Origin of the sequence: Arcobacter sp. 15-2, assembly GCF_047159865.1 — a bacterium.
Lineage (GTDB): Bacteria > Campylobacterota > Campylobacteria > Campylobacterales > Arcobacteraceae > JAIOSF01.
Window position 1 is genome coordinate 2,285,540 of sequence record NZ_AP038804.1, and the last position, 21,420, is coordinate 2,306,959.

The window sequence follows — 21,420 nt, forward strand, 5'->3', positions numbered from 1 at the left end:
AGACTATAATTCTGCCACTTAAAAAGACAAACACTTTTTAACTTACAAGTTCCGGCATAGCTCAGCGGTAGAGTAGATGACTGTTAATCATTTGGTCCCTGGTTCGATCCCAGGTGCCGGAGCCATTCAAAATCCCCATAAAAACTAACTTTAAAAGACTTCTAAAAACAAAATACAATTATATCAATATTTTATTTTTAATACATTTTTAATACAAAATATTTTTTTAATACAGCTTTTAATACTATGTGTATTAAAAATCCAAGTGCATAACTTATCAGTAATTTTCCAAAAAATCATATTTCCTTCACAAATACCCAATTTTACAAAATAAATTTTACTAATTTATCAACTTAAACAAAAAATCTCACTCTTTCAAAATAAGATACAAATACATCTATAATGATTTTTATAGATTCATCTACATTATCCAAATTCATCAAAAAAACTTTTATGTACAAACTTTCTTTTAACTGCTAAACTAGTTCCATAAATATTTAGAGCATGGCAGTGCATAAATCTTGTATGATAGTCTTATCGCTCGATAGAGCTGTCATTCTCTAAGTATTTATAATTGGATTGTATGTAACTGCCAAGTATCTTACGGTCTAATCATAATTACTTTTAAAATTTTTAAATGGATATTCATTTTGTATTAAAAATGTGTATTAAAAAAGGAGGTATATAATAGCCCGTGAAAGTTTGGCGACCACCCGAGCTATTAATCTAAGATTGACACTATAACAAAAAAAATTTCATAAATCAATATTTTTTTAAAAAATCAACTTCAATGTTGAGGATAAAGTATTGTCTGTTAAAATGATAGGCATAATCTCTATGTCTGCTGTAGTTCACTATCTGTGAGGCTGATTCTAGTTTGTAGGTAACTCACAAAACGCCATTTAGTGAATAAATAAAAAAGAGACCGTACATCGGTTGTAGCGAAATTGGAAACTTTTGAAGCTAAGCGGTGGTAAAACTTTTGTTTTACTGCTCCACTGGACTATATACAGAAATGGCGTAGTGTATGATACTAGATTCTCAACCAAACTAAAGGCAACTCTATCTAAGTCTAGTTACTGCAACCTATTGTACATTAAAATCATCAATAGACACTAATGATAATGATATGATAGATATATCGGATCGCATTACCCACGAAGAAGCCTTATTGTATCAGTATATAAAAGTACAATTTAGTGAACGATAGACTCATTCCATGGGTATAGTGTTTTAATATAGTTTGGCAATAAATTGTAAGATTTATTTTATAAGCCAAACTATGCTCGCTCACTCCAGATCTAAATCCTAGGTATTATTTTTAAAACATTAATTAAATAAATTTTTAGATAAAATAAAACTATTAATAAAAGGATTATAAAGTATGGGTGAAGAACAGAAGAAAAGATTAGAACAGCAACTTTGGAATATAGCAAATGAGCTTAGAGGTAAGATGGATGCAGATGAGTTTAGGGATTATATTCTTGGATTCATTTTTTACAAATACTTATCAGAAAAAATAGAAGACTTCGCAAATGACCTTTTAGCAGAAGATGGTATCAAATTTACAGAACTTGACTGTTCAACTAATGAAGAGCATAAAGAGATGTGTGATGCTATTAAAGAAGATAGTATAGAACAACTTGGATATTTCCTAAAACCAAATGAATTATTTTCAGCAATGGCAGAAAAAGGTAATGGTGATACAAACAACTTTATCCTTGAAGACTTAACAGAAGTTCTTAGACATATAGAACAATCAACAATGGGTCATGAAAGTGAAGATGACTTTGAACACCTCTTTGAAGACCTTGACCTTACTTCTACAAAACTTGGAAGAACAGAAGAAGCCAAAAATACCCTTATTTCAAAAGTACTTGCACACTTAAACAAAATAGATTTTGAACTAAAAAACCATGATAGAGATGTACTTGGAGATGCTTATGAGTATCTTATAGCTCAATTTGCAAGTGGTGCAGGTAAAAAAGCAGGTGAGTTTTATACACCTCAAGAAGTTTCTAAAATATTAGCAAAAATAGTAACTACTAAAAAATCAAAACTAAAATCAGTTTATGACCCAACTTGTGGTTCAGGTTCATTACTCTTGCGAGTTGCAAAAGAAGTAGAAGATGTATCAAGTTTTTATGGACAAGAGTTAAATAGAACTACTTACAATCTTGCAAGAATGAATATGATTATGCATGATGTACATTATAGAAAGTTTGATATAAAACAAGAAGATACATTAGAACAACCACAACATATAGATGAAAGATTTGAAGCAATAGTTGCAAATCCTCCGTTTTCTGCTCAATGGTCAGCAAATCCATTACATATGAGTGATGATAGATTTTCGCAATATGGGAAACTTGCACCTAAATCAAAAGCAGACTTTGCATTTGTACAACATATGATTCATCACCTTGATGATAATGGTACTATGGCTATAGTATTGCCTCATGGGGTATTATTTAGAGGAGCTGCAGAAGGTCATATAAGAAAGTATCTAATAGAAGATAGAAACTATTTAGATGCAGTTATAGGATTGCCTTCAAATATCTTTTATGGTACTTCTATTCCTACTTGTATTTTAGTATTTAAAAAATGTAGAGAAGATAGTGAAAATGTACTGTTTATAGATGCATCAAATCATTTTGAGAAAGCTAAAAATCAAAACTATCTAAGAAGTGAAGATATAGAAAAAATAGTATCTACTTACAGAAATAGAACAACAGAAGATAAATACTCTCATATAGCATCAATAGAAGAGATAAAAGAGAATGACTATAACTTAAATATCCCAAGATATGTTGATACATTTGAAGAAGAGGAAGTTGTAGATTTAGATGAAGTATCAAAAAAACTAAAAGCACTTGATATTGATATGAAAACTACTGATGATACTATTGCTAACTTTTGTAGAGAACTAAATATCTCTACTCCATTTTAGAAGGTATATTATGAGTAGAATACCTAAGTTAAGATTTAAAGAGTTTAATGGAGATTGGAAGTTTTCAACTCTTGGTAGTTATTTTACATTTAAAAATGGGATTAATGCAACAAAAGAACAATATGGAAAAGGTTATAAATTCATTAATGTCTTAGATATTATTAATAATAATACTATCACTCATAAAAATATTATTGGAAGTGTTGATGTAAAGAAAGATATTTTCGAAAAAAACATAGTTGAATATGGAGATATATTATTTCAAAGAAGTTCAGAAGTTAGAGAAGATGCTGGACAATCAATTGTTTATTTAGATAAAGAAATACCAGCCACTTTTGGTGGTTTTGTTATTAGAGGAAAAGCAAAACAAGATTATTATCCTGAGTTTATGAATTATATGCTTAAAACTAATCTTGCAAGAAAGGAAATAACTACTAAAAGCAATGGTAGTACAAGATACAATGTAGGTCAAGAAACACTATCTAAAGTATTTATTTATGTACCATTACAACAAGAACAAGAAAAAATAGCTTCTTGTTTAACTTCTGTTGATACAAAAATAGAACAACTTACAAAAAAAGAAACCTTACTAAAAGAGTATAAAAAAGGTGTGATGCAAAAAATATTTAATCAAGAGATTAGATTTAAAGATGATGATGGAAGTGAGTTTTGTGATTGGGAAGAAACACGATTAAAAGAAATTTTAGATTATGAACAACCAACAAAATATATTGTAGAAAGTACAGAGTATAATAATAGTTACAATACACCAGTTCTAACAGCAGGAAAAACTTTTATTTTAGGTTATACAAATGAAAAAAATGGAGTTTATGTAAATAGTCCAGTGATAATTTTTGATGACTTTACAACTGCAAATCATTATGTTAATTTTAACTTTAAAGTAAAATCCTCTGCAATGAAACTATTAAAAGTAAAGCATCAAGATATTAATTTAAAATTTGTTTATGAATTTATTCAAAAACTGCATTTTCCAATAGGTGAGCATAAAAGGTATTGGATTTCTGAATATTCGTATTTAAAGATTAAATTACCCTCATTTGATGAACAAACAAAAATAGCAAACTTTTTATCCACAATAGATACAAAATTAGAGCAAACTCAAAAACAATTAGAACAAACAAAAGAGTTTAAAAAAGCATTGTTGCAACAGATGTTTGTGTAAAGAAAAGAGGAATCATGAGCAATGAATTAGAAGAGGCTAATAAAGTTATAGAATCAAAAATACAATTTTTTATAGACTATTGGCGAGATTTCACTCATCAAGATAGTATAGAAAAAGAATTAACACATTCAATTATTTATAACCCTAAAGAATTAATTCAAGAGTTTATTGAAGAAATCGAAAGAAAGAACTTGTCAAATAAAGACAATAAAAAATTTTTTGTAGAGTCACTTGGTAAGTTCTCTAATTTAGATGTAGATGGAATATCTTTTATAAAACCAACATTAAGTCTTATCTTGGAAGCACAAAAAAATACTTCTGATTATAGCTATTTATTGCATTTGCTTAAAATGGCATATTTAAAGTTTGATAATTTTGTACTTGGGAAAGAAGCTATTAAGGAATTATCAAAAATTTTAACTGATGAATCAAATTTGAATATAGATAAAATAAAATGCTTGACAAATATAATAATATTTGAATTAATTCATAAAAAGTACTCATTTAAAACAATTATTCAAATTATTAGTCATATTTTCTCAAATTATCAAATTATTGATAAGGATGATTATATACATACAAATTTTCCTCATAAAATTGAATGTAGTAATTGGAATAGGACAAGTACAGAGTATATTGATAGTCTTTCATATAAAGATAGACTTTTATCTTTAACAAACTACTTAGATAAAGAAGAAGAAAACTTAAAATTTGTATTTCAGATTAAAGGTTTGAGAGGTGATGATGTTAATATTACTATTGGTAATGTTCAAATTTATAATCCTAAAACAGTTAGACTGTTTCTTAATCCAGATGAACATTTTAATGAGTTTTTTGAAACAGAAATAAAGGATAATATATATTATTGTAATGGTTCTGTTACACTAAATGTTTTAGATAGGGAATATGCAGAACAAGAAGCTTTGCAAACTCTTGAAAATACTTTAGATTTAATTGCTTCAAGGCATACAAACTATAAAGTTCCTATTATAATTAACAAATTTCAATATTATGTAATAGATGAAAATGGAAAAAATTTAGGTGGAAACTTTTCAAGTACTTGGGAACTTTTAAAATATCAAGACTCAATAGAATTAGATAATAGTAAATATGATAAGGAAATATATTCAAAAGTTGTATCAAAAGATGATATTTTAGAAATAGATAAAAAAATTATTGAATCTATGCATTGGAAAAGAAAAGCAATTGAATCAAATGAAAATAATGAAAAGATTTTATGGCATTGGGTAGCATTAGAGAATTTATACGAAAAGAAAAACTCATCAGAAAAAACTCCTAAAATTATCTTTGATGTAGTTTCAAAACTATTAGCAAAAACATATATTTTAGACTTTGCTTGGAAACATTATCATAAGTTAAAAGAGATAACATCAGCAAGAGCACCATTTTATCATCATAGATTAGAATTAAAGTTACCAATTAAATTAAAAAATGATGCAGGATTCAATACACAAGAAGGTGATACAATTTATTTGAAAAATTTTATTTCTAACCTTGATAATATTAAAGAGCATTTAAAGGATAACTCATTACTTTATTCACAATTAGAGTATTTAAAAGGAATATTTACTGACAAAAAGAAATGTTTAGATTTATTAAGTGTATTTGAAAAAATATTTTTTGAAAAACTTGTTTATATTTATAGAATGAGAAATAATATTGTTCATAATGCACATAATGATAGTAGTCCACTTTCTACATTTTATGTAGATTTTATAACATTAGTTTCTGCGATTAGTATAAATACATTTATTCATAAAAGAGGCAGTCTTAACTTAGAAAGTAATAATGAGATTATTAATAATATTATATATGATTATGATGAATTTAAATTAGAGTTAAAAGAAAAAGGAACAAGTATATTACTTGGTAAATAATGGAATAACAATGAGCACACAATCTGAAGCAATACTAGAAGAAAATTTATTAAAACAACTCGAACTATTAAAATATGATAGAGTTGTAATAAAAGATGACAAAGCATTAGAATCAAATCTAAAGTCACAACTCGAAATTCATAATAAAACTACTATTTCTGATACTGAATTTAAACGAATACTAAATCATCTCAATAAAGGTAATGTATTTGAAAAAGCTAAAATATTAAGAGATAAATATGTTTTACCTTGTGATGATGGAACTACAAAATATATAGAGTTTTTAGATAGTGAACATTGGTGTCAAAACCTTTTTCAAGTAACTTCCCAAGTAACAGTAGATGGAGTATATAAAAATAGATATGATGTAACTATACTTATAAATGGTTTTCCTTTAGTTCAAATTGAACTTAAAAGAAGAGGATTAGAACTCAAAGAAGCATTTAATCAGACACTTAGATACAAAAGACACTCTTATAGTACTAATAATGCTTTATTTAACTATATACAGTTATTTATCATCTCTAATGGTGTAAATACTAAATATTATGCTAATAATAAAAATATTAAAGAGCTGAGTTTTAAACAAACATTTTATTGGGCGGATAAAGAAAATAAAAATATTACCAATATAGAAGAATTTACAAATGACTTTCTTGAAAGATGTCATCTATCTAAAATGATATGTAAATATATAGTATTAGCAGAAGTTCCTAAAATACTTATGGTTCTTAGACCTTATCAGTTTCATGCAGTTGAAAATATCATAGATAGAGTATCAAACTCGCAAAAAAATGGATATATTTGGCATACAACTGGAAGTGGTAAAACACTTACTTCATTTAAAACAGCTCAAATACTTATGAAACTACCAAAAGTGCATAAAGTTGTTTTTGTAGTAGATAGAAAAGATTTAGATTTTCAAACAACAAAAGAGTTCAATAGTTTTAGTGATGGTTCAGTTGATGGTACAGATAATACAAGTTCATTAGTAAAACAATTTTCTGATGATACAAAATTAATAGTTACTACTATTCAAAAACTAAATACGGCAATAAGTAAAAAACAATACTTGTCCAAAATGGAAAAACTACAAGATAAAAATATAGTATTTATATTTGATGAGTGTCATAGAAGTCAGTTTGGGGAAACACATCTAAACATTACTAAGTTTTTTACTCATAACCAAATGATAGGTTTCACAGGAACTCCTATATTTGCAGAGAATGCATCAAACAATGCCTTAGGAAAAAGAACTACAAAAGAATTATTTGATGATTGTTTACATAAGTATGTAATAACAGATGCAATTAACGATGATAATGTATTGAAATTTTCTATTGAGTATATAGGTAAATATAAAGAGAAAAAAGATAGTACTACAAATATTGATATAGAAGTAGAAGCAATAGATACAAAAGAACTTTTAGAGAGTGAAGATAGACTTGATAAGATAGTTGATTATATTATTGCAAATCATAATAGAAAAACTCACTCAAAAGAGTTTACGGCAATGATGTGTGTTAGCTCTGTGGATATGTTAATTAAATACTATGAATTATTTAAAAGTAAAAATCATAATTTAAAAATAGCAACAATTTTCTCTTATAGTGCAAATGAAGAAGATAAAGATGCAAAAGGGGAAATTAATCTTGATGATTCTGATGGACCTACTGTAGACGAAACACATATCAATAAGCATAGTAGAGAAAAATTAGATGAGTTTATAACTGACTATAATAAAATATTTGGAAGTAAGTTTTCAACAAAAGATTCTCAAAGTTTTTATAACTACTACAATGACATATCAAAAAAAGTAAAACAAAAAGAGATAGATATACTACTTGTAGTAAATATGTTTTTAACGGGGTTTGATAGTAAAACTTTAAATACTTTATATGTAGATAAAAACTTAAAATATCATGGACTTATACAAGCATTTTCAAGAACAAATAGAATTTTAAATGAGCAGAAATCTCAAGGTAATATTGTTTGTTTTAGGAATCTAAAAAAGAATACTGATGATGCAATTGCTCTTTTTTCAAACAAAGATGCTAAAGAGATTATTGTAATGGAACCATATGAAGACTATGTTTTAAAGTTCAATGAAAAATATGACATTTTAATAAATCTTGTTCCAACTATTGATAGTGTAAATGAATTAGATAATGAAGATGATAAATTAGAATTTATTAAAGCATTTAGAGATTTAATGAGAGTTAAAAATGTTCTTGGTGGATTTAGTGATTTTAAATGGTCTGATTTAAAAATGAGTGAACAAGAGTTTGAAGACTATAAGTCTAAATATCTTGATATGTATGAAGAGATTGGAAAAGGTGGTAAGGGAGAGGGAGCAGAAAAGGTATCTATTTTAGAAGATGTTGATTTTGAACTTGAACTTATTCATAAAGATGAAATCAATGTAAATTATATCTTGAAACTTTTAGGACAATACAAAGATACCCAAGATGAAGAGCAAAGAAAAAAACAAAAAGAGAATATCTCTAATATCTTAAATAACAATCCACAACTTAGAAGTAAAAGAGAACTAATAGAACAATTTATCAATGAAAACTTATTACAGATAAAAAATAGTGAAGATGTAGAAGATGAGTTTGAAAAGTTTTGGGATGAACAAAAAGAAAAAGCTTTTGAAAAATTGTGTAAAGAAGATAACCTTGATAATGAAAAAGTAAAAAAAGTAATAGACACTTATATCTATGAACAGAGAAAACCTCTTGCACATGATGTTGCACAAACATTAAATGATAACTATACATATCTAAAAAGAAAAAAAATAGTTCCAAAAGTATTGGATAAGATTATTGGGTTTGTAGATAAGTTTTTTGAGAGATAGATAGTATTAAATAAAGGATATAAATGATTCATAAATTTTTTTTAATATTTCTTCTTTTAACAAGTTTGTTATTTGCTAAAGATATAGAACTACAGAAACTATTTGATAAAAGAGAACTTACGGGAACAGTAGTTATTAGTTCATTAGATAACAAAACAGTATTTGTCTCTGATGATAAAAGAGCTAAAGAACAGTTTACTCCAGCATCAACTTTTAAGATTGCAAATACTTTAATTGCCCTTGAAGAAAAAGCTGTTAAAGATGAATTAGAGATTATCAAATGGGATGGAAAAGATAAAGGTTGGAAGCCTTGGAATCAAGATCATTCTATTAAAAGTGGATTTCCTGTTTCTTGTGTATGGTGTTTTCAAGAACTTGCAAAAAGAATAGGAATTAATACCTATAACAAGCATCTAAAACAATTAGACTATGGAAATATGAAAACAGATGGAAACTTAACAAGATTTTGGTTAGATGGAGATCTAAAAATTTCTGCTTTAGAGCAAATTGAGTTTTTACAAAAACTTTATAAAAATGATTTACCATATGAACAAAAAAATCTTGATAAAACAAAAGATGTAATGATTGTTGAATCAAATGATGATTATATTGTCAGAGTAAAAACAGGTTGGGCAATGAAGATTGGCTGGTATGTGGGATATATTGAATTTAAAGATAAAACTTGGTTCTTTGCTATGAATATGAATATGCCCAAATTAAGTCAAGCTAAATATAGAAAAGAAATCACTATGGAAGCATTAAAAATAAAAGGTATTATTTAAATATAACTATATAGTTGTATTTCTCTTCTATATGAACATTTACATCAATTAAACCTCTCTAATCTTATCGCAAAGATCATTAACTATATAATCTAGTTTTTTAGATTTTGCATAATACTCTAAAAAAGGTTCTACCCATCCTGGTATTACTAGTGTTTTATCTTTTATTACTGTACCCCAGTTATTTACAGTAGAGTAGGGTGTATTACATAAAAATGCAAACTCTTTCTTATTTAAATCTAATTTTTTTAACTTTTCTAAAAATAATTCTTTATCCATTATATTTTCTTTCATACTAAATTAGTATTATTATACTAATTTTATGACTATATTAATACTTTATATTTGACATTTATATTATATTAGTATATAATTGTAACTATAAATACTATATCAGTATTAAAAAGGAGTGCGTTGTGACAGTATTATTAATATTAGGATTTGTTCTATTCATCGTTTTAGCATATTATATATCTAAAAAATTTAATGAATATACATATAAAAGATTTCAATATGAGTTTTTTGAGATAAAAAGTGCTTGTTTTATTGCAGCTTCATATATAGCATTATACATTGCTTATTATATCTATGATAAATATACAGAAGCTAGTACACTGTTAAATGCACAAGTTCTCATTGTACTTGCAATATTTGTAATAGTAACCGTAGTAATCATAAATATTAAAAGAACTAACTTGTTTATAGGTATTGTTGGTTCTATTTTACAATTGGTTTTATACAGCTTAATTACTTTGTATTTTATATTGATTATTGGATGTGCAATAGGTTCTGCAACATCAAGGTATAGATATTATGATGATTGTTATTAATTTTGGTCTATTTTGAATTATAATGACATTTTGCAATATTTTTAACCAAATAAAAATTTATACGATATTATTCAATCATGGAAAAATCAATCAAAATATTAGAAGATTTAAGTAACGATTGTGTTCAAGAAAAAACTCGATATCAATTTAGTAAAATGATTCAAGAAAGTGAAAAATATAAAAAAGGGAGAATTGATGCTTTGACTTGGATCAATGATATTATTTATTATTTTATGCAAAAAGAGAAAAACTTCTTGAGTGAATTTAAACAACATATTCAAGACCAAAAAGATATAATTGCAAGAATAAATGATGGCGATTATAAAAATGCATTATATGACCAACTCAATGAAATAGAGGTTAGATTAAATGATAGAATTACTAGGAAGTAGCCTTTTAATTGCTTTAGCAATATATATTTATAGTAATATTAAAAAGAAAAAAGATCCTGATGCAATTAAAAAGATACCATTTACAGATACACTAAAAAATACTAATACGAGGAAAAAATGAAAAAAGCATTATATGATATAGGAATAAACGAACTACTAGTTTTTGACTTAGATAATTTAAGTTTTGAAGATGAAGAGTTTTTAGAACAATATGCTGCATTTGTAAACTATTCTAGCAAGTGTATTAGGTGTGAAACTATATGGGATCTAAATGATATTTTAAGAGATAATTACATAGAAATCACTCATAATAATATAGATAAATTTTATGAACATATGGATGATGATAACAAGAAAAAATATGAAAAATTTTTAGTAAAACAAAAGAAAGAATTTTAAGATGACACTAAGTAATATACCTTTATATATAATTTTTATAATTAGCTCATATCTATTTTCAATTGCAAATAGTATTGAAGTTTATATTATTGCTATTTTTTGTTTCAGTGTTGGCTTTTTTGTTTTATATGTGACAAAAAATAGAGATAGCAAACTAGCATTTCTCATTCAAAAATATTTGTAATTGTATTAAGTAGATTAAAAAATACCCATAATCCTAGTTAACTATTGTATTTATATCAATATCTAAGTATTTTGAGATTCTTACTACATGCAGTAAATTAAAGTGTTTACCATTCTTATTATTTTCACAGTCACAATAAAAACTTACAGAATTAAATCCAATGTTTTCAGAAAATTTGAGTTGTGACATATTGTGTTCTTTTCTTAATTTTTTAACATTTTGAGAAACTTTTTTGTACAATTCATCTTCATCCTCAAGTACATCATCGATATTTTCATTAATTTTCACTAATTCACCTTATGGTTAATTTTTATTTAAAGTGTATTGTTATATTATTTTTAAATCATTCAGCTATAGATGAATAAAAGGAATATATATGATTAAAAATACAAACTTATTAACAAAAACACTTCTTGCACTATCTTTAGGTGCTATTTTAAGTGGCTGTGGTACTGGAATTAAAAGCACGATGATTACTACTAAAAAAGATATCAATGAAGATGGATACAATCTACTACAAAACAGTTCTAGGTGGTTTATAATTGATACAAACTCTCCAAACTATGAAAAATGGAAAAATGAACAGTTTATTAATAAGTATGGTAAGAATAATATATCAAATATTTCAATCATAAATGATTGTTATCAAGATACTATTAGAGGAACATTTGAAGGAAGAAGAAGTCATGTTGCATTGAGGAAATTTAATGAGTGTGTTCCTGAAACAAAAAGAGTAGGGGATAGTATTGTTGTTAATTTTAATGAAGATGGTATGATTGGAGAGATTGAGGTTAACCCACTATCAAGCCAACTTGTTTCTGATTATTATTATGAAAATTACAAATCTAAATTTTTGACATTAATTGAATCAGGAGATACAGCAGAATTAACATCTTATGCAAGCTTAAGATGGCATTCAAGATATTCAGTAATTGGCTTGAAAGAAAGTAATACTTTTAGATTGAAAGAGATTAGAAAATCACTTGATAAATATGAAATTAGCTATACCTATCCCAAAGTTGAATCTGGATTACTTTCTGATGTAGATTGGTATAGAGCAATGCAGTCTAAAATAGCGGAGTAATATATTATGTTAAAGTATTTTGTTTTACTAAGTGTTATTTTCTTTAGTGGATGTTCTTTTAATGGTATACATAATATAGAACTAAATAGTATTAACTATAAAAGTTTTGATTATATAAATGTTGTAAAAAGAGATACATACATTAAAACAAAACTAGAGTTCAAATTTTTAGGAAATAAAGATCAAGAAGATCTCATTGTATTAGTAAAATCAAAGGGTAAATATAGACTTAAAGATTTAAAGTCAATAATATTTGCATCGAAGAAATTAACAGTAAAACCAAATAATTGTAATTTAATAGATTCAAATAATGAAGCTGTTGCACAATGTACCTATAATAAAAATGAGTTTTTTAAGATTTTAAATGGGAAATCTTTTTATATTTTATTTAATACCAAATCAGGATCTGCAAAGTACACAACTACTGTATCTACAAAATATAATCTAAGTAAAGGAACATTAGATTATTGTGTTACATATACTAGAAATATGATTACATATTTTCCAAACGATGACTACAATAAAATCTATTATGATTGTTTGAACTCTTTTTCAAGTCAAACTGAATCATCAGAGAAAACTGGTGGAGGTTCAGGCTTTCAAGTAAGCTACTCTACATATGGTAATAAGCTATCCAAAAGGCTTCATTCGTTATCTTTGGAATTAGACTAAATAAGGAAAAATATGTATAAATTTAAAAATGTAGCTTTAATCAGTTTAATAATAGTTTTTTTGTTAAACGGTTGCGTAAGCCGTGATTATATAATGAATAAAAAGGGTGAGGTTGTAAAATCAACTTTTATTAATCAAAATGGTAATGGTGCTTTATGACTTCAAGATAGAGAATATCCTAAAAAAGGCTATGGAACAATAGTATTTTTTAGATCACCTTTTATGTCGGATAGGGTGTTGGAACCTGAGAAATTATTTGCTAATGGAAAATTTGTTACCGATATGAAACAATTTGGATTTTATCCTTTTCATGCAAAAGCTGGTCATTACACATTTACATTAGGTGATGCAGCACCCGAAGATGTTTATTATAAAGATGATCAAGTAATATCAGGTGAATTAAAAGATGGTGATATTTTTTATGTGGAACTAGGTGGTAAGATAAAAATGTCTGTATTTAGTCGCAATGCACGAGCAACTTTTAAAAAACTATCTCCTTATCATATAAAATTTAATGTTAATAGATATGCTGCTTCTGAGGGTTTTTATCCTTATTCACGAACACATAATAATTTATTTAGAAAAGATTATAGATTGTCTGCTACAAACAAAAGAGATATTCAAGGCTTAGTGAAACTAAAAAAAGACACTACTGTTAATAGTGCTTTTGTAATAGAAAAACAAACTGTTTTAGATGGTGCTACAGGTATGTTAGAGGGTGTAAAAGCTAGTGTGTCAAATAATGGTGCAGATATGTTAAGTAATGGAATTGAGGGTGCAGTTGTTTTAGCTATTCCATCCATGGTAAAAGCTTCTGCAACTTCTGAATTTAAAGATGATTATCTTGAGTATGTAGGAACTAAAAACGGTTATGATATGGATTATATATTTGAATAAGATTTATTGAAATATTGTATTTTGCTGTTTGCTTTTTTTGTTAATTTATGACAAAAGATAGAGACAGCAAACTAGCATATCTCATTCAAAAATATTTGTAATTATAAAACAAATAATATGTGTTAAAAAAATCAAAATACTCAAGTTTAAAGACATGTATTTGATGTCTATACAAAAGATTTAACGTAGTACCTTCTTACGGAATGACCTCTATATTTATAGACGCTAGTAAATCTCATTTCGTCTAAGAAATTATCATTAAAGAAAATCACACCCTTATGCTGCCTGTACGGAGCAAAATAAATTATAAAATAATATAAAATTGTACATAAATGCATAAAGTTTTAATTTCGAAAAATCAAATAACTTTTCTTCTATTCTATTACATAAAATAATAGATAAAGTATCACAACATTTAAGCTAGAAGCAAACATAAAAGTGTGAAGTATTTTTAATCAGAAAACTGATCATAACTTTATTAAAGAAAATACTCTAAATTAAAATAAAGCTCATAAGTATTTAAACTTACTATATCACTGTAATACAATTTATTATGAATAATAAAACGTTCTATTACCGATTTTAATCTCCAAAAAAGATTACTAAATTATTTGTAACAAATAATTGTTCTATTTACGGCTATGCCTCTTTTGGATTACTAGTTTTATATCATCAATAATTAATGATAAATTACATAAGTTAGATAAAACGATATTAAATCTTAAATAACTAAATTTTTAAAGTGATTCAGCACTGTATCTTTCAATATTTCTATTTTCAATATTAGCAATAAAACGTTCTATTAACGAACTTAATCTCCAAAAGATTACTAAATTATTTACAATAAATAATCGTTCTATTAACGGCAATGCCTCTTTTGGATTACTAGTTTTACTGAAACAATAAAAAAGAAATATTAAATTTGTAGATGAAACTCTACTGGTCACTTTTACTGCGATACATTTAGCAAAAAACCATGCGTTCAAAAGCAGAAGCTTGAACTAAGGGATATGTTAGATAAAAACTAACAAAAATAAAATAATAATATATAATGGAAAATTCTAACATAATTTACAAGAAGAGTCAACACAAATCAAACTCAAAAATTTTCAAAACCAAGCTGGCTGAGCCGTTAATATGACAAATTAACATTTGTCTTATTAACGGCTCAATACTCCGAAACACCTTTTAAAATCTTGCATCATCAAACTCAACTTACTTTAACATTTGACAATTACACTTGACAATAAAATTATAAGAAAAAATAATAGTAAATTTAAAAAATCATAGCTCTAAAATGTATCGGTAAATTTAGTAAATTATTGAAAAAGTTATATTTGAAGTAAAATAGTAGAGTAGAGAATCTATCGTGATTGGATATAAAGTTTAGTTATCTCTCCACGGTTATGAGCCATATTTTGAGAAGTTTTTAATAAGCTTTTTTCATTAGAAAGTCCAGATTTTAAATTATTTGAGAAATCTTTTTTTGCCCAAGAGTGGCGAAGACCATGAGTGCCAGACCAAGAAATATTATTTTCTTTCGCGACCTTTTTCATGTCACGATAGAATGTTTTATATGTTATATTATAAATATTTGATTCGACAGCTTTTTTGATTTTATTATACAGATTAGGATCAATTTCTTTGATAAAAACTTTGCCCCCTTTGCTGCGAAATTTGATTTCATTATTAGATAATAGCTGATTTTTTTTTATGTGAATTGCATCATTTACCCTTATACCTGTTTTCATCATTAATTCAACTTGTAAGGAACTTCTTTTTGCAATTTTTGAGAGAAAAATATTTGAATTTGCGTAGCTTTTTATTTTTGATTTATCTGTTTTTACAGCAATTTTATTTGCTTTTTCTCGGAGTTCTTTTATTTTTTCTTTTGAGAAAAGAAGTTTGTTTTCTTTTGCAGTTCTGCTGTAAAATGTTTGATTTAATGCATGTTGAATTTTCATAATATGAGATAAGCTTGCAGAGATGCTTTTGTTTGTAATACCTTTTTTTATTTTCTCATTTATATACTTTTCTATTATTTCATTGTTGATTTTTTCTAAATCTTTAATACCATTTTCTTTTGAAAATTGAGCTAATGACATAGCAGTATTTTTAACAGCTTTATCGTAATTATTTGAATGAATTAGATTAGAAACTTGGTGATTATTTTCACCTTTTATATTTGAAGTTTTTATTGTTTGGTATTTTGAAACACCGTGCCCAGTGAGCTCTTTCATGACTTGATTAACTTGATAATTAATACTTCCTTTCATCTAATATTCATCCAGTTCTAGTTCAGAAAATGAACAGCATTTGAATAGATATTCGAGTTTATCTATCATTATTTTTGCAGTTAATTTATCAATATTTATTGTATCATTTATAAGCAAATTTGGAATATTATTTATTGAAGAAATAGTGAAAATTAAACTATTTTCAAATTTATATTCAAGTTTTGAGTTTAATTTATTATTTGTAAATTCAATTAATAATCTTGAAAATACTTTAATATCTAAACCTTTAAACAAAATGATAACTTTGTCATTTTCTGTTTGTAAATTTACATTAACAAGTCTTTTCAAGTGTCGTGTTCTTTTGATGATTTGATAATCGTTCACTTTCCGATTTTGTGAATCTAAAGTCACGGGAGATAAATAGTTGTTTTCTTCTTTTCTGATTTCAATTTGAGCAAAAAATTGCTCAAATAATTTTATATTTACTTCCATGTTTTGTCTTTACAAGTAATTAAGAACAGAGCATGGGAATTTAGTTTGTTCAACAATATAATCAATATGATGATCTTCATTATGACTAATTTCAAGTCGATCCAAAAGTTCACTGTAATTGCTATCATAGTTGCATTCGTCAATCTTCATAAATTTTCTTGCGATATAGTCTTCACTTGGGATTATCCATTCTCGAATCTGCACTGAAACTATTTTAATGACATTTTGTAAAATCTCTATCTCTTCTTCACTCCAATTCTCATTTTCAACAGCTCGAATATGAATATATAGATTATGATTACTGATAATCAAAAATGGTGTTTGTTTTTCTTTTTCAAAACTTCTTGCATATTTAATTAACTTATTCACTGTTTCTAACTCTTTGTTTTTATTTTCCATAATTTTTCCTTTAATTTTTGTTGATTTTTTCTTCTTCGTATAACATTTTTATGTATTTTCTAATCGTTTCGTGGCTACACTTAAAGCGATGTAGTTCCCAAAGTAGTTTTCGCATTTTTCTCATTGATATTCCTTTTTGAATCCACATATTTAGTTCAGATTGAAACAAATATAATTTATTAAGAGTTGGACTATTTTGTTTTATTTTTGCATTTTTAATCTCCAATTCATTAATTTTTATCTTTTTAGATTTTGCATTTGTTGCATTAATAAGCGAATTTTCAAATGCACTAATTTCACTAATTCCCAAATTTTTTTGAATCTCATAACTTCTAAGTACTCTTTTAAATTTTTCAGTAAATAATTTTTCGGATTGATTTTGATTTTTTTCATAAAAAATTTCAAATGCTTTTTTCATATTTCTAGCCCTTCTTATTCAGCCAAAAACTTAGCAATATCATATATATCAAACTGATATGTATAATAATTTGATCCACTTCGCTGATGTGCTTCTTTTAGAGATATTTTTGGGATTTTATGCAAATTATTTGCTTTTACAATTCGTGCAAATGTAGCTCGACTAATATTTATACATTGAAGCATCTCTCCCACATTTAACTTTTGTTTATCTGGAAACTTTTGTTCAATTTTTTCAAGATAAAATTCAAATTTTTCTTTATACATTTTTTAATACCTTATTCTTTTATGGACATGTTCATAATTTGCAACTTATGAACGACAAAATAATATTATTTCTTCTAATCTGATGAAAGTATATCAATATTGATAAATTGTATAAACCCTTTTGTTAGGGCTTTTATAGTTTACTACAGGTCTTTTGAAGTTGATAGATAAGGTATTATCAGGGTTTAAACCGAAGTAGCTTTAAAATAATTTAAATTAAGTATTTTAACATCCTGATATATATAAGTTTTGCATAAACATAAACCAAGTTTCTTGAACAAGTGCTTTTTCTTTTTGTGTTGGATGCATCCCATCAATAAAAAAATATAATTCTTCTAATGAGTTTTCTATATTCTTTGTTGATAAATTAAGTTCATTTTTAATAAATTCATTGAGATTATTGTGATATTGTTTTTCTAAAATAGGTTCATACTTAGACTTCCATTTTCTAAAATTTTCACATTCATTTTTTAAACTCATATTATATTCAATATTCATTATAAAAAATATCTTGCCTAATTCTTCATATATAAACTTTGATAAATGCGGATTTTTTAAAATTTCATGTGCTTCATTTTTTAAATTATACTGCTCCATTATTAAAATAAGTAATTCTTTATAATAGCTCTCCACTAGTAAAGATTTCTCTATTATTCTATTCATTTTAAATAATAAAGATTTCATAATAACAATTATCATTTCTTGATATATTGACTTTTCTTTTATGAATGACCGGAAATATTTTAATGTAAAATCATTTATTATATTATCTTTTTCTATATTTGTCTTTTTTTCTACTACATTAATATAAGAACTATTGTTTATAGCTATAGATATTAATTCATTTATAATATATTTACGATTCTTGGAAGATATACTATTAAATGCTTTATCTTGTTCGTTTGTAAAAAATGAAGATTTAACTTTATATTTATTAGATAAAGAAATCATTGTATAATCTCTATACTCTTTAATTATATCTATCAATAATTTTTCTGTATTTTCTTTAAATTCATTATTTAATACAAAAATGAATTGTATTGTATTTTTAAGTATAGTTCTAAATTCAATTCTTTTAGTTTTTAGTAAATCAATTATTACACTATCAATTTGAAATTTTTTATCATAAGTCATCATCTTAGCCACCTTTTGAATAAGCTTATATTATCATTTATAATAATCAAATAATAAAAACATGACAAATTGCAAATTTTATTTTAAAACCCAACCATCAAAGTAGCTTCATGTCTTCTATTATCAATCAAGTGAGCATATCTCATAGTAGTTTCTATTTTTTTGTGACCTAGTTGTTCTTTGATATAAAGTATATCAACTCCACTTTGAGCTAACCAACTGGCATGAGTATGTCGTAAACTATGTGTAGTAATTTTGTTTCTACCTAGGTTTACATTGTTTTCAATAATATTATCAACTGCATGTTGCCATTGCTTTGGCATCTGAATATATTGAGTACCAATAGATGTAGGTATCACTAAAGATGATTTATTTTTTTCTTTTTGTAGATCTTTGATTACATTTAATACTCTATCTGTCATAGTGATATATCTATCATTTCCATTTTTTGTTTTTTTGAAGTAGATTAGGTTTGTATGAAAGTTTATATCTCCCCATTCTAATGATGCTATTTCTATAAACCTTGCACCTGTAAAAAGCATTAAAGTAGTTATTTGATAAAGTCTAGGGTTTTCATACGCTTCAAAGGTATCAAGTATAATTTGTGCTTGCTCTTGTGTTAAAAATCCAAGCATCTTATTATCAACTGTTGGCATTCTTACTTTTCCATCAGAAATAGGGTTAGTAAAGTTTTTTACTAGTTCATTTTTTATGGCATAGTTAATGATATGTCTTGCAGTTGCTAAAATATTTTGAACTGTACGAGGTTTAAACTCTTTTAGTTTTTCTTGCTTTAAATCTTCAAAGTCACCTGGTTTGAGCGACTTAACATCTTTATGTTCAAACTGTATAAGATGATTTTTATATACTCCACTATCTTCTGCATAACTTTTTTTATTTTGTTTTGCCCATTTTTCATACTCTTTAAAAATATCTCCAAAAGATACTTTTCTTTTTGTTTGGAGTACTTTTGGAAGTTCTTCATTGGTTCTTATAAGATGTTTGGCTTCAATTAGTTTATCATAGGCATCTTTGAGTGTAAAATTTGATTGTTTAGTTTTAAGACCAACTTTTTTTAAAGTAGGTTTCCCATCATCACCTCTATAGTTTATATAATATGCAGTATTTCCATTTTTATATTCATTGATATAAATACCAGGATATTTAGAACTAGCTTTTTTTATAGCCATTTATTGTAAGCCTTTTAGAAAATCATTGTATTTATCAAGACAACTCTCTTTTTTAGACCATTTTTTTAATTCATTGAAATCTATATCATTTTTTTGTGCTACCCATATGGCTTGTGTTAAACTTTGCTGATCATCCCAATGATAATAAGCTGCTAATCTATCTTTAACACAATCTGTAGGAGTTAAGAGTTTTAAAGTACCATATTTTGTAGGTAACTCTGCAATTTTTTCTACAGGAGCATCACCAAAGCCTAATGGACCTGATGGAAATTCAATATAAAATTGAGTTCCCTCATATACAAAATATTTTCCCTCTTCTGTAAAGCCTAAAGATTGCATAACTGATTTAATTTTAAAAAAAGTATCATTGTATCTATTTATTAAATCTATATCATAAGAGGTATAGTCACCTCTACTATATATCTCTACACAAGAACCACCTGATAATACAACTTCTATGTTTTTCTCTTCAAGTTTACTACATACAAAACTAGCAAGTTCAGGCATGGTCATATCTTTAATATTTTCAATCATAGTGGTTTCCCTTGTCTTCGTGGTCTTTTTCTACTCATTGTAAGTTGCTCTATTAACTCTGGTTTATAAAACTCTCTAGCTTTCAGTAATAAATTTTTTAGTTCATCTAAAAAAGCATATCTTGGATTAAAACTATATAGTATAGTCTTACCAACATTTTTACTTACTAACACTCCACCTAACTCTAACTTTTCTAATTGTTTTTGAACTGGGTCAAGTCCTGTTTTATAAAAAGTTTTAATTTGTGTTGCATAGCCATCATCAAAAGCTAAAATAAATTGTAAAACTTGTTCTCTACACTTACTTCCAAAAATTGGTTCTAACATCTCTTTCCTTAAACATATTAAATATATTATATAACATATATTATATGTTAATAAAAGTAAATTGTCAAGTACTTAATTTGATTAAATAATTGTATCATAAAAGTATAAATTTTTAATACATTTTTAATACAACTTTGTAAAAAGTAGGTATATTTTGATAAATCTAAAAGAATGTAAGAATGGCTATAAATCCTTTAATTATAGTATATTATGAGATATTTATTAAAGATGATTAATCATGATAAATCACATAATATATGACTGTTAATCATTTGGTCCCTGGTTCGATCCCAGGT

At 26.0% G+C, this 21,420-nt stretch carries 23 protein-coding genes and 1 tRNA gene; 13 read left to right on the top strand and 11 right to left on the bottom strand.

The window, feature by feature from the left end:
* The first annotated feature begins 50 nt into the window (after nt 1–50).
* From ACMCMH_RS11425 to blaOXA, 6 genes are all read left to right on the top strand, one after another.
* Nucleotides 51–125 (top strand) — tRNA-Asn (locus ACMCMH_RS11425).
* Between the two features lie 1,259 nt (nt 126–1,384).
* Nucleotides 1,385–2,950, top strand: coding sequence for a type I restriction-modification system subunit M (locus ACMCMH_RS11430; RefSeq protein WP_412725690.1), 1,566 nt, complete (start codon nt 1,385–1,387; stop codon nt 2,948–2,950).
* Between the two features lie 10 nt (nt 2,951–2,960).
* Nucleotides 2,961–4,133: a restriction endonuclease subunit S gene (locus ACMCMH_RS11435; RefSeq protein ID WP_412725692.1), complete on the top strand. Its 1,173-nt coding sequence runs from the start codon at nt 2,961–2,963 to the stop codon at nt 4,131–4,133.
* Nucleotides 4,134–4,147: 14 nt separating this feature from the next.
* Nucleotides 4,148–6,031 carry a hypothetical protein gene (locus tag ACMCMH_RS11440; RefSeq protein ID WP_412725694.1) on the top strand — a complete coding sequence of 628 codons (1,884 nt, stop codon included), beginning with the start codon at nt 4,148–4,150 and terminating at the stop codon, nt 6,029–6,031.
* Nucleotides 6,032–6,041: 10 nt separating this feature from the next.
* Nucleotides 6,042–8,888, top strand: a complete 2,847-nt coding sequence (locus ACMCMH_RS11445; RefSeq protein WP_412725696.1) for a type I restriction endonuclease subunit R — start codon at nt 6,042–6,044, stop codon at nt 8,886–8,888.
* A gap of 23 nt (nt 8,889–8,911) precedes the next feature.
* On the top strand, nt 8,912–9,670 hold the full coding sequence (blaOXA, locus tag ACMCMH_RS11450) for a class D beta-lactamase (protein WP_412725698.1): 759 nt from the start codon (nt 8,912–8,914) through the stop codon (nt 9,668–9,670).
* A gap of 48 nt (nt 9,671–9,718) precedes the next feature.
* On the opposite strand, the gene ACMCMH_RS11455 is transcribed toward blaOXA, so the two are convergent.
* Complete coding sequence (locus ACMCMH_RS11455; protein ID WP_412725700.1) at nt 9,719–9,949, bottom strand: hypothetical protein; 231 nt, start codon at nt 9,947–9,949, stop codon at nt 9,719–9,721.
* Between the two features lie 137 nt (nt 9,950–10,086).
* On the opposite strand from ACMCMH_RS11455, the gene ACMCMH_RS11460 reads away from it, so the two are divergent.
* The 4 genes from ACMCMH_RS11460 (at nt 10,087) to ACMCMH_RS11475 (ending at nt 11,291) form a co-directional block, all read left to right on the top strand.
* Entirely contained in the window at nt 10,087–10,500 is a 414-nt protein-coding gene (locus tag ACMCMH_RS11460) for a hypothetical protein (RefSeq protein WP_412725702.1), read from the top strand.
* 77 nt (nt 10,501–10,577) lie between these two features.
* Nucleotides 10,578–10,892 (top strand): hypothetical protein, encoded by a 315-nt coding sequence (locus tag ACMCMH_RS11465; RefSeq protein WP_412725704.1) that lies wholly within the window; start codon nt 10,578–10,580, stop codon nt 10,890–10,892.
* Entirely contained in the window at nt 10,870–11,013 is a 144-nt protein-coding gene (locus ACMCMH_RS11470; RefSeq protein ID WP_412725706.1) for a hypothetical protein, read from the top strand. Before ACMCMH_RS11465 ends, ACMCMH_RS11470 begins: the two co-directional genes overlap by 23 nt.
* The gene (locus ACMCMH_RS11475) at nt 11,010–11,291 is read left to right on the top strand and encodes a hypothetical protein (protein ID WP_412725708.1); all 282 of its coding nucleotides are present in this window, start codon (nt 11,010–11,012) and stop codon (nt 11,289–11,291) included. Before ACMCMH_RS11470 ends, ACMCMH_RS11475 begins: the two co-directional genes overlap by 4 nt.
* A 217-nt stretch (nt 11,292–11,508) precedes the next feature.
* Here the strand turns inward: ACMCMH_RS11475 and ACMCMH_RS11480 are convergent, their stop codons facing one another.
* Entirely contained in the window at nt 11,509–11,763 is a 255-nt protein-coding gene (locus ACMCMH_RS11480) for a helix-turn-helix domain-containing protein (protein ID WP_412725710.1), read from the bottom strand.
* 88 nt (nt 11,764–11,851) lie between these two features.
* Here ACMCMH_RS11480 and ACMCMH_RS11485 point away from each other — a divergent pair, with 88 nt between their 5' ends.
* The 3 genes from ACMCMH_RS11485 to ACMCMH_RS11495 all read left to right on the top strand — a co-directional run bounded on the left by ACMCMH_RS11485 (nt 11,852) and on the right by ACMCMH_RS11495 (nt 14,128).
* Nucleotides 11,852–12,559: a hypothetical protein gene (locus ACMCMH_RS11485; protein ID WP_412725712.1), complete on the top strand. Its 708-nt coding sequence runs from the start codon at nt 11,852–11,854 to the stop codon at nt 12,557–12,559.
* A 6-nt stretch (nt 12,560–12,565) separates the two neighbouring features.
* The gene (locus ACMCMH_RS11490; protein ID WP_412725714.1) at nt 12,566–13,231 is read left to right on the top strand and encodes a hypothetical protein; all 666 of its coding nucleotides are present in this window, start codon (nt 12,566–12,568) and stop codon (nt 13,229–13,231) included.
* Between the two features lie 237 nt (nt 13,232–13,468).
* Nucleotides 13,469–14,128: a hypothetical protein gene (locus tag ACMCMH_RS11495; protein WP_412725716.1), complete on the top strand. Its 660-nt coding sequence runs from the start codon at nt 13,469–13,471 to the stop codon at nt 14,126–14,128.
* A gap of 1,364 nt (nt 14,129–15,492) precedes the next feature.
* Here ACMCMH_RS11495 and ACMCMH_RS11500 read toward each other — a convergent pair.
* From ACMCMH_RS11500 to ACMCMH_RS11540, 9 genes are all read right to left on the bottom strand, one after another.
* The gene (locus ACMCMH_RS11500) at nt 15,493–16,404 is read right to left on the bottom strand and encodes a tyrosine-type recombinase/integrase (RefSeq protein ID WP_412725718.1); all 912 of its coding nucleotides are present in this window, start codon (nt 16,402–16,404) and stop codon (nt 15,493–15,495) included.
* Nucleotides 16,405–16,857 (bottom strand): hypothetical protein, encoded by a 453-nt coding sequence (locus ACMCMH_RS11505; protein ID WP_412725720.1) that lies wholly within the window; start codon nt 16,855–16,857, stop codon nt 16,405–16,407.
* 9 nt (nt 16,858–16,866) lie between these two features.
* A complete protein-coding gene (locus ACMCMH_RS11510; RefSeq protein WP_412725722.1) occupies nt 16,867–17,256 on the bottom strand; it encodes a hypothetical protein in 390 nt (129 codons plus the stop codon).
* A gap of 10 nt (nt 17,257–17,266) precedes the next feature.
* Nucleotides 17,267–17,674, bottom strand: a complete 408-nt coding sequence (locus ACMCMH_RS11515; RefSeq protein WP_412725724.1) for a hypothetical protein — start codon at nt 17,672–17,674, stop codon at nt 17,267–17,269.
* Between the two features lie 14 nt (nt 17,675–17,688).
* Nucleotides 17,689–17,940, bottom strand: coding sequence for a hypothetical protein (locus ACMCMH_RS11520; protein WP_412725726.1), 252 nt, complete (start codon nt 17,938–17,940; stop codon nt 17,689–17,691).
* 225 nt (nt 17,941–18,165) lie between these two features.
* On the bottom strand, nt 18,166–19,074 hold the full coding sequence (locus ACMCMH_RS11525) for a hypothetical protein (protein ID WP_412725728.1): 909 nt from the start codon (nt 19,072–19,074) through the stop codon (nt 18,166–18,168).
* Nucleotides 19,075–19,157: 83 nt separating this feature from the next.
* Nucleotides 19,158–20,264: a tyrosine-type recombinase/integrase gene (locus ACMCMH_RS11530; protein WP_412725730.1), complete on the bottom strand. Its 1,107-nt coding sequence runs from the start codon at nt 20,262–20,264 to the stop codon at nt 19,158–19,160.
* Nucleotides 20,265–20,798, bottom strand: a complete 534-nt coding sequence (locus ACMCMH_RS11535; RefSeq protein WP_412725732.1) for a hypothetical protein — start codon at nt 20,796–20,798, stop codon at nt 20,265–20,267.
* Entirely contained in the window at nt 20,795–21,124 is a 330-nt protein-coding gene (locus tag ACMCMH_RS11540; protein ID WP_412725734.1) for an ArsR family transcriptional regulator, read from the bottom strand. The genes ACMCMH_RS11535 and ACMCMH_RS11540 overlap by 4 nt, the downstream gene beginning before the upstream one ends.
* Nucleotides 21,125–21,420: the final 296 nt, after the last annotated feature.

Excerpts from the sequence above, each read along its gene's own strand:
- ACMCMH_RS11540 (WP_412725734.1), bottom strand. The coding sequence starts at position 21,124 with ATGTTAGAACCAATTTTTGGAAGTAAGTGTAGAGAACAAGTTTTACAA.
- ACMCMH_RS11430 (WP_412725690.1), top strand. The coding sequence starts at position 1,385 with ATGGGTGAAGAACAGAAGAAAAGATTAGAACAGCAACTTTGGAATATA.
- ACMCMH_RS11530 (WP_412725730.1), bottom strand. The coding sequence starts at position 20,264 with ATGGCTATAAAAAAAGCTAGTTCTAAATATCCTGGTATTTATATCAAT.
- ACMCMH_RS11535 (WP_412725732.1), bottom strand. The coding sequence starts at position 20,798 with ATGATTGAAAATATTAAAGATATGACCATGCCTGAACTTGCTAGTTTT.
- ACMCMH_RS11440 (WP_412725694.1), top strand. The coding sequence starts at position 4,148 with ATGAGCAATGAATTAGAAGAGGCTAATAAAGTTATAGAATCAAAAATA.
- ACMCMH_RS11505 (WP_412725720.1), bottom strand. The coding sequence starts at position 16,857 with ATGGAAGTAAATATAAAATTATTTGAGCAATTTTTTGCTCAAATTGAA.
- ACMCMH_RS11445 (WP_412725696.1), top strand. The coding sequence starts at position 6,042 with ATGAGCACACAATCTGAAGCAATACTAGAAGAAAATTTATTAAAACAA.
- ACMCMH_RS11510 (WP_412725722.1), bottom strand. The coding sequence starts at position 17,256 with ATGGAAAATAAAAACAAAGAGTTAGAAACAGTGAATAAGTTAATTAAA.
- ACMCMH_RS11465 (WP_412725704.1), top strand. The coding sequence starts at position 10,578 with ATGGAAAAATCAATCAAAATATTAGAAGATTTAAGTAACGATTGTGTT.
- ACMCMH_RS11525 (WP_412725728.1), bottom strand. The coding sequence starts at position 19,074 with ATGACTTATGATAAAAAATTTCAAATTGATAGTGTAATAATTGATTTA.
- ACMCMH_RS11485 (WP_412725712.1), top strand. The coding sequence starts at position 11,852 with ATGATTAAAAATACAAACTTATTAACAAAAACACTTCTTGCACTATCT.
- ACMCMH_RS11515 (WP_412725724.1), bottom strand. The coding sequence starts at position 17,674 with ATGAAAAAAGCATTTGAAATTTTTTATGAAAAAAATCAAAATCAATCC.
- ACMCMH_RS11475 (WP_412725708.1), top strand. The coding sequence starts at position 11,010 with ATGAAAAAAGCATTATATGATATAGGAATAAACGAACTACTAGTTTTT.
- blaOXA (WP_412725698.1), top strand. The coding sequence starts at position 8,912 with ATGATTCATAAATTTTTTTTAATATTTCTTCTTTTAACAAGTTTGTTA.
- ACMCMH_RS11470 (WP_412725706.1), top strand. The coding sequence starts at position 10,870 with ATGATAGAATTACTAGGAAGTAGCCTTTTAATTGCTTTAGCAATATAT.
- ACMCMH_RS11520 (WP_412725726.1), bottom strand. The coding sequence starts at position 17,940 with ATGTATAAAGAAAAATTTGAATTTTATCTTGAAAAAATTGAACAAAAG.
- ACMCMH_RS11435 (WP_412725692.1), top strand. The coding sequence starts at position 2,961 with ATGAGTAGAATACCTAAGTTAAGATTTAAAGAGTTTAATGGAGATTGG.
- ACMCMH_RS11500 (WP_412725718.1), bottom strand. The coding sequence starts at position 16,404 with ATGAAAGGAAGTATTAATTATCAAGTTAATCAAGTCATGAAAGAGCTC.
- ACMCMH_RS11490 (WP_412725714.1), top strand. The coding sequence starts at position 12,566 with ATGTTAAAGTATTTTGTTTTACTAAGTGTTATTTTCTTTAGTGGATGT.
- ACMCMH_RS11455 (WP_412725700.1), bottom strand. The coding sequence starts at position 9,949 with ATGGATAAAGAATTATTTTTAGAAAAGTTAAAAAAATTAGATTTAAAT.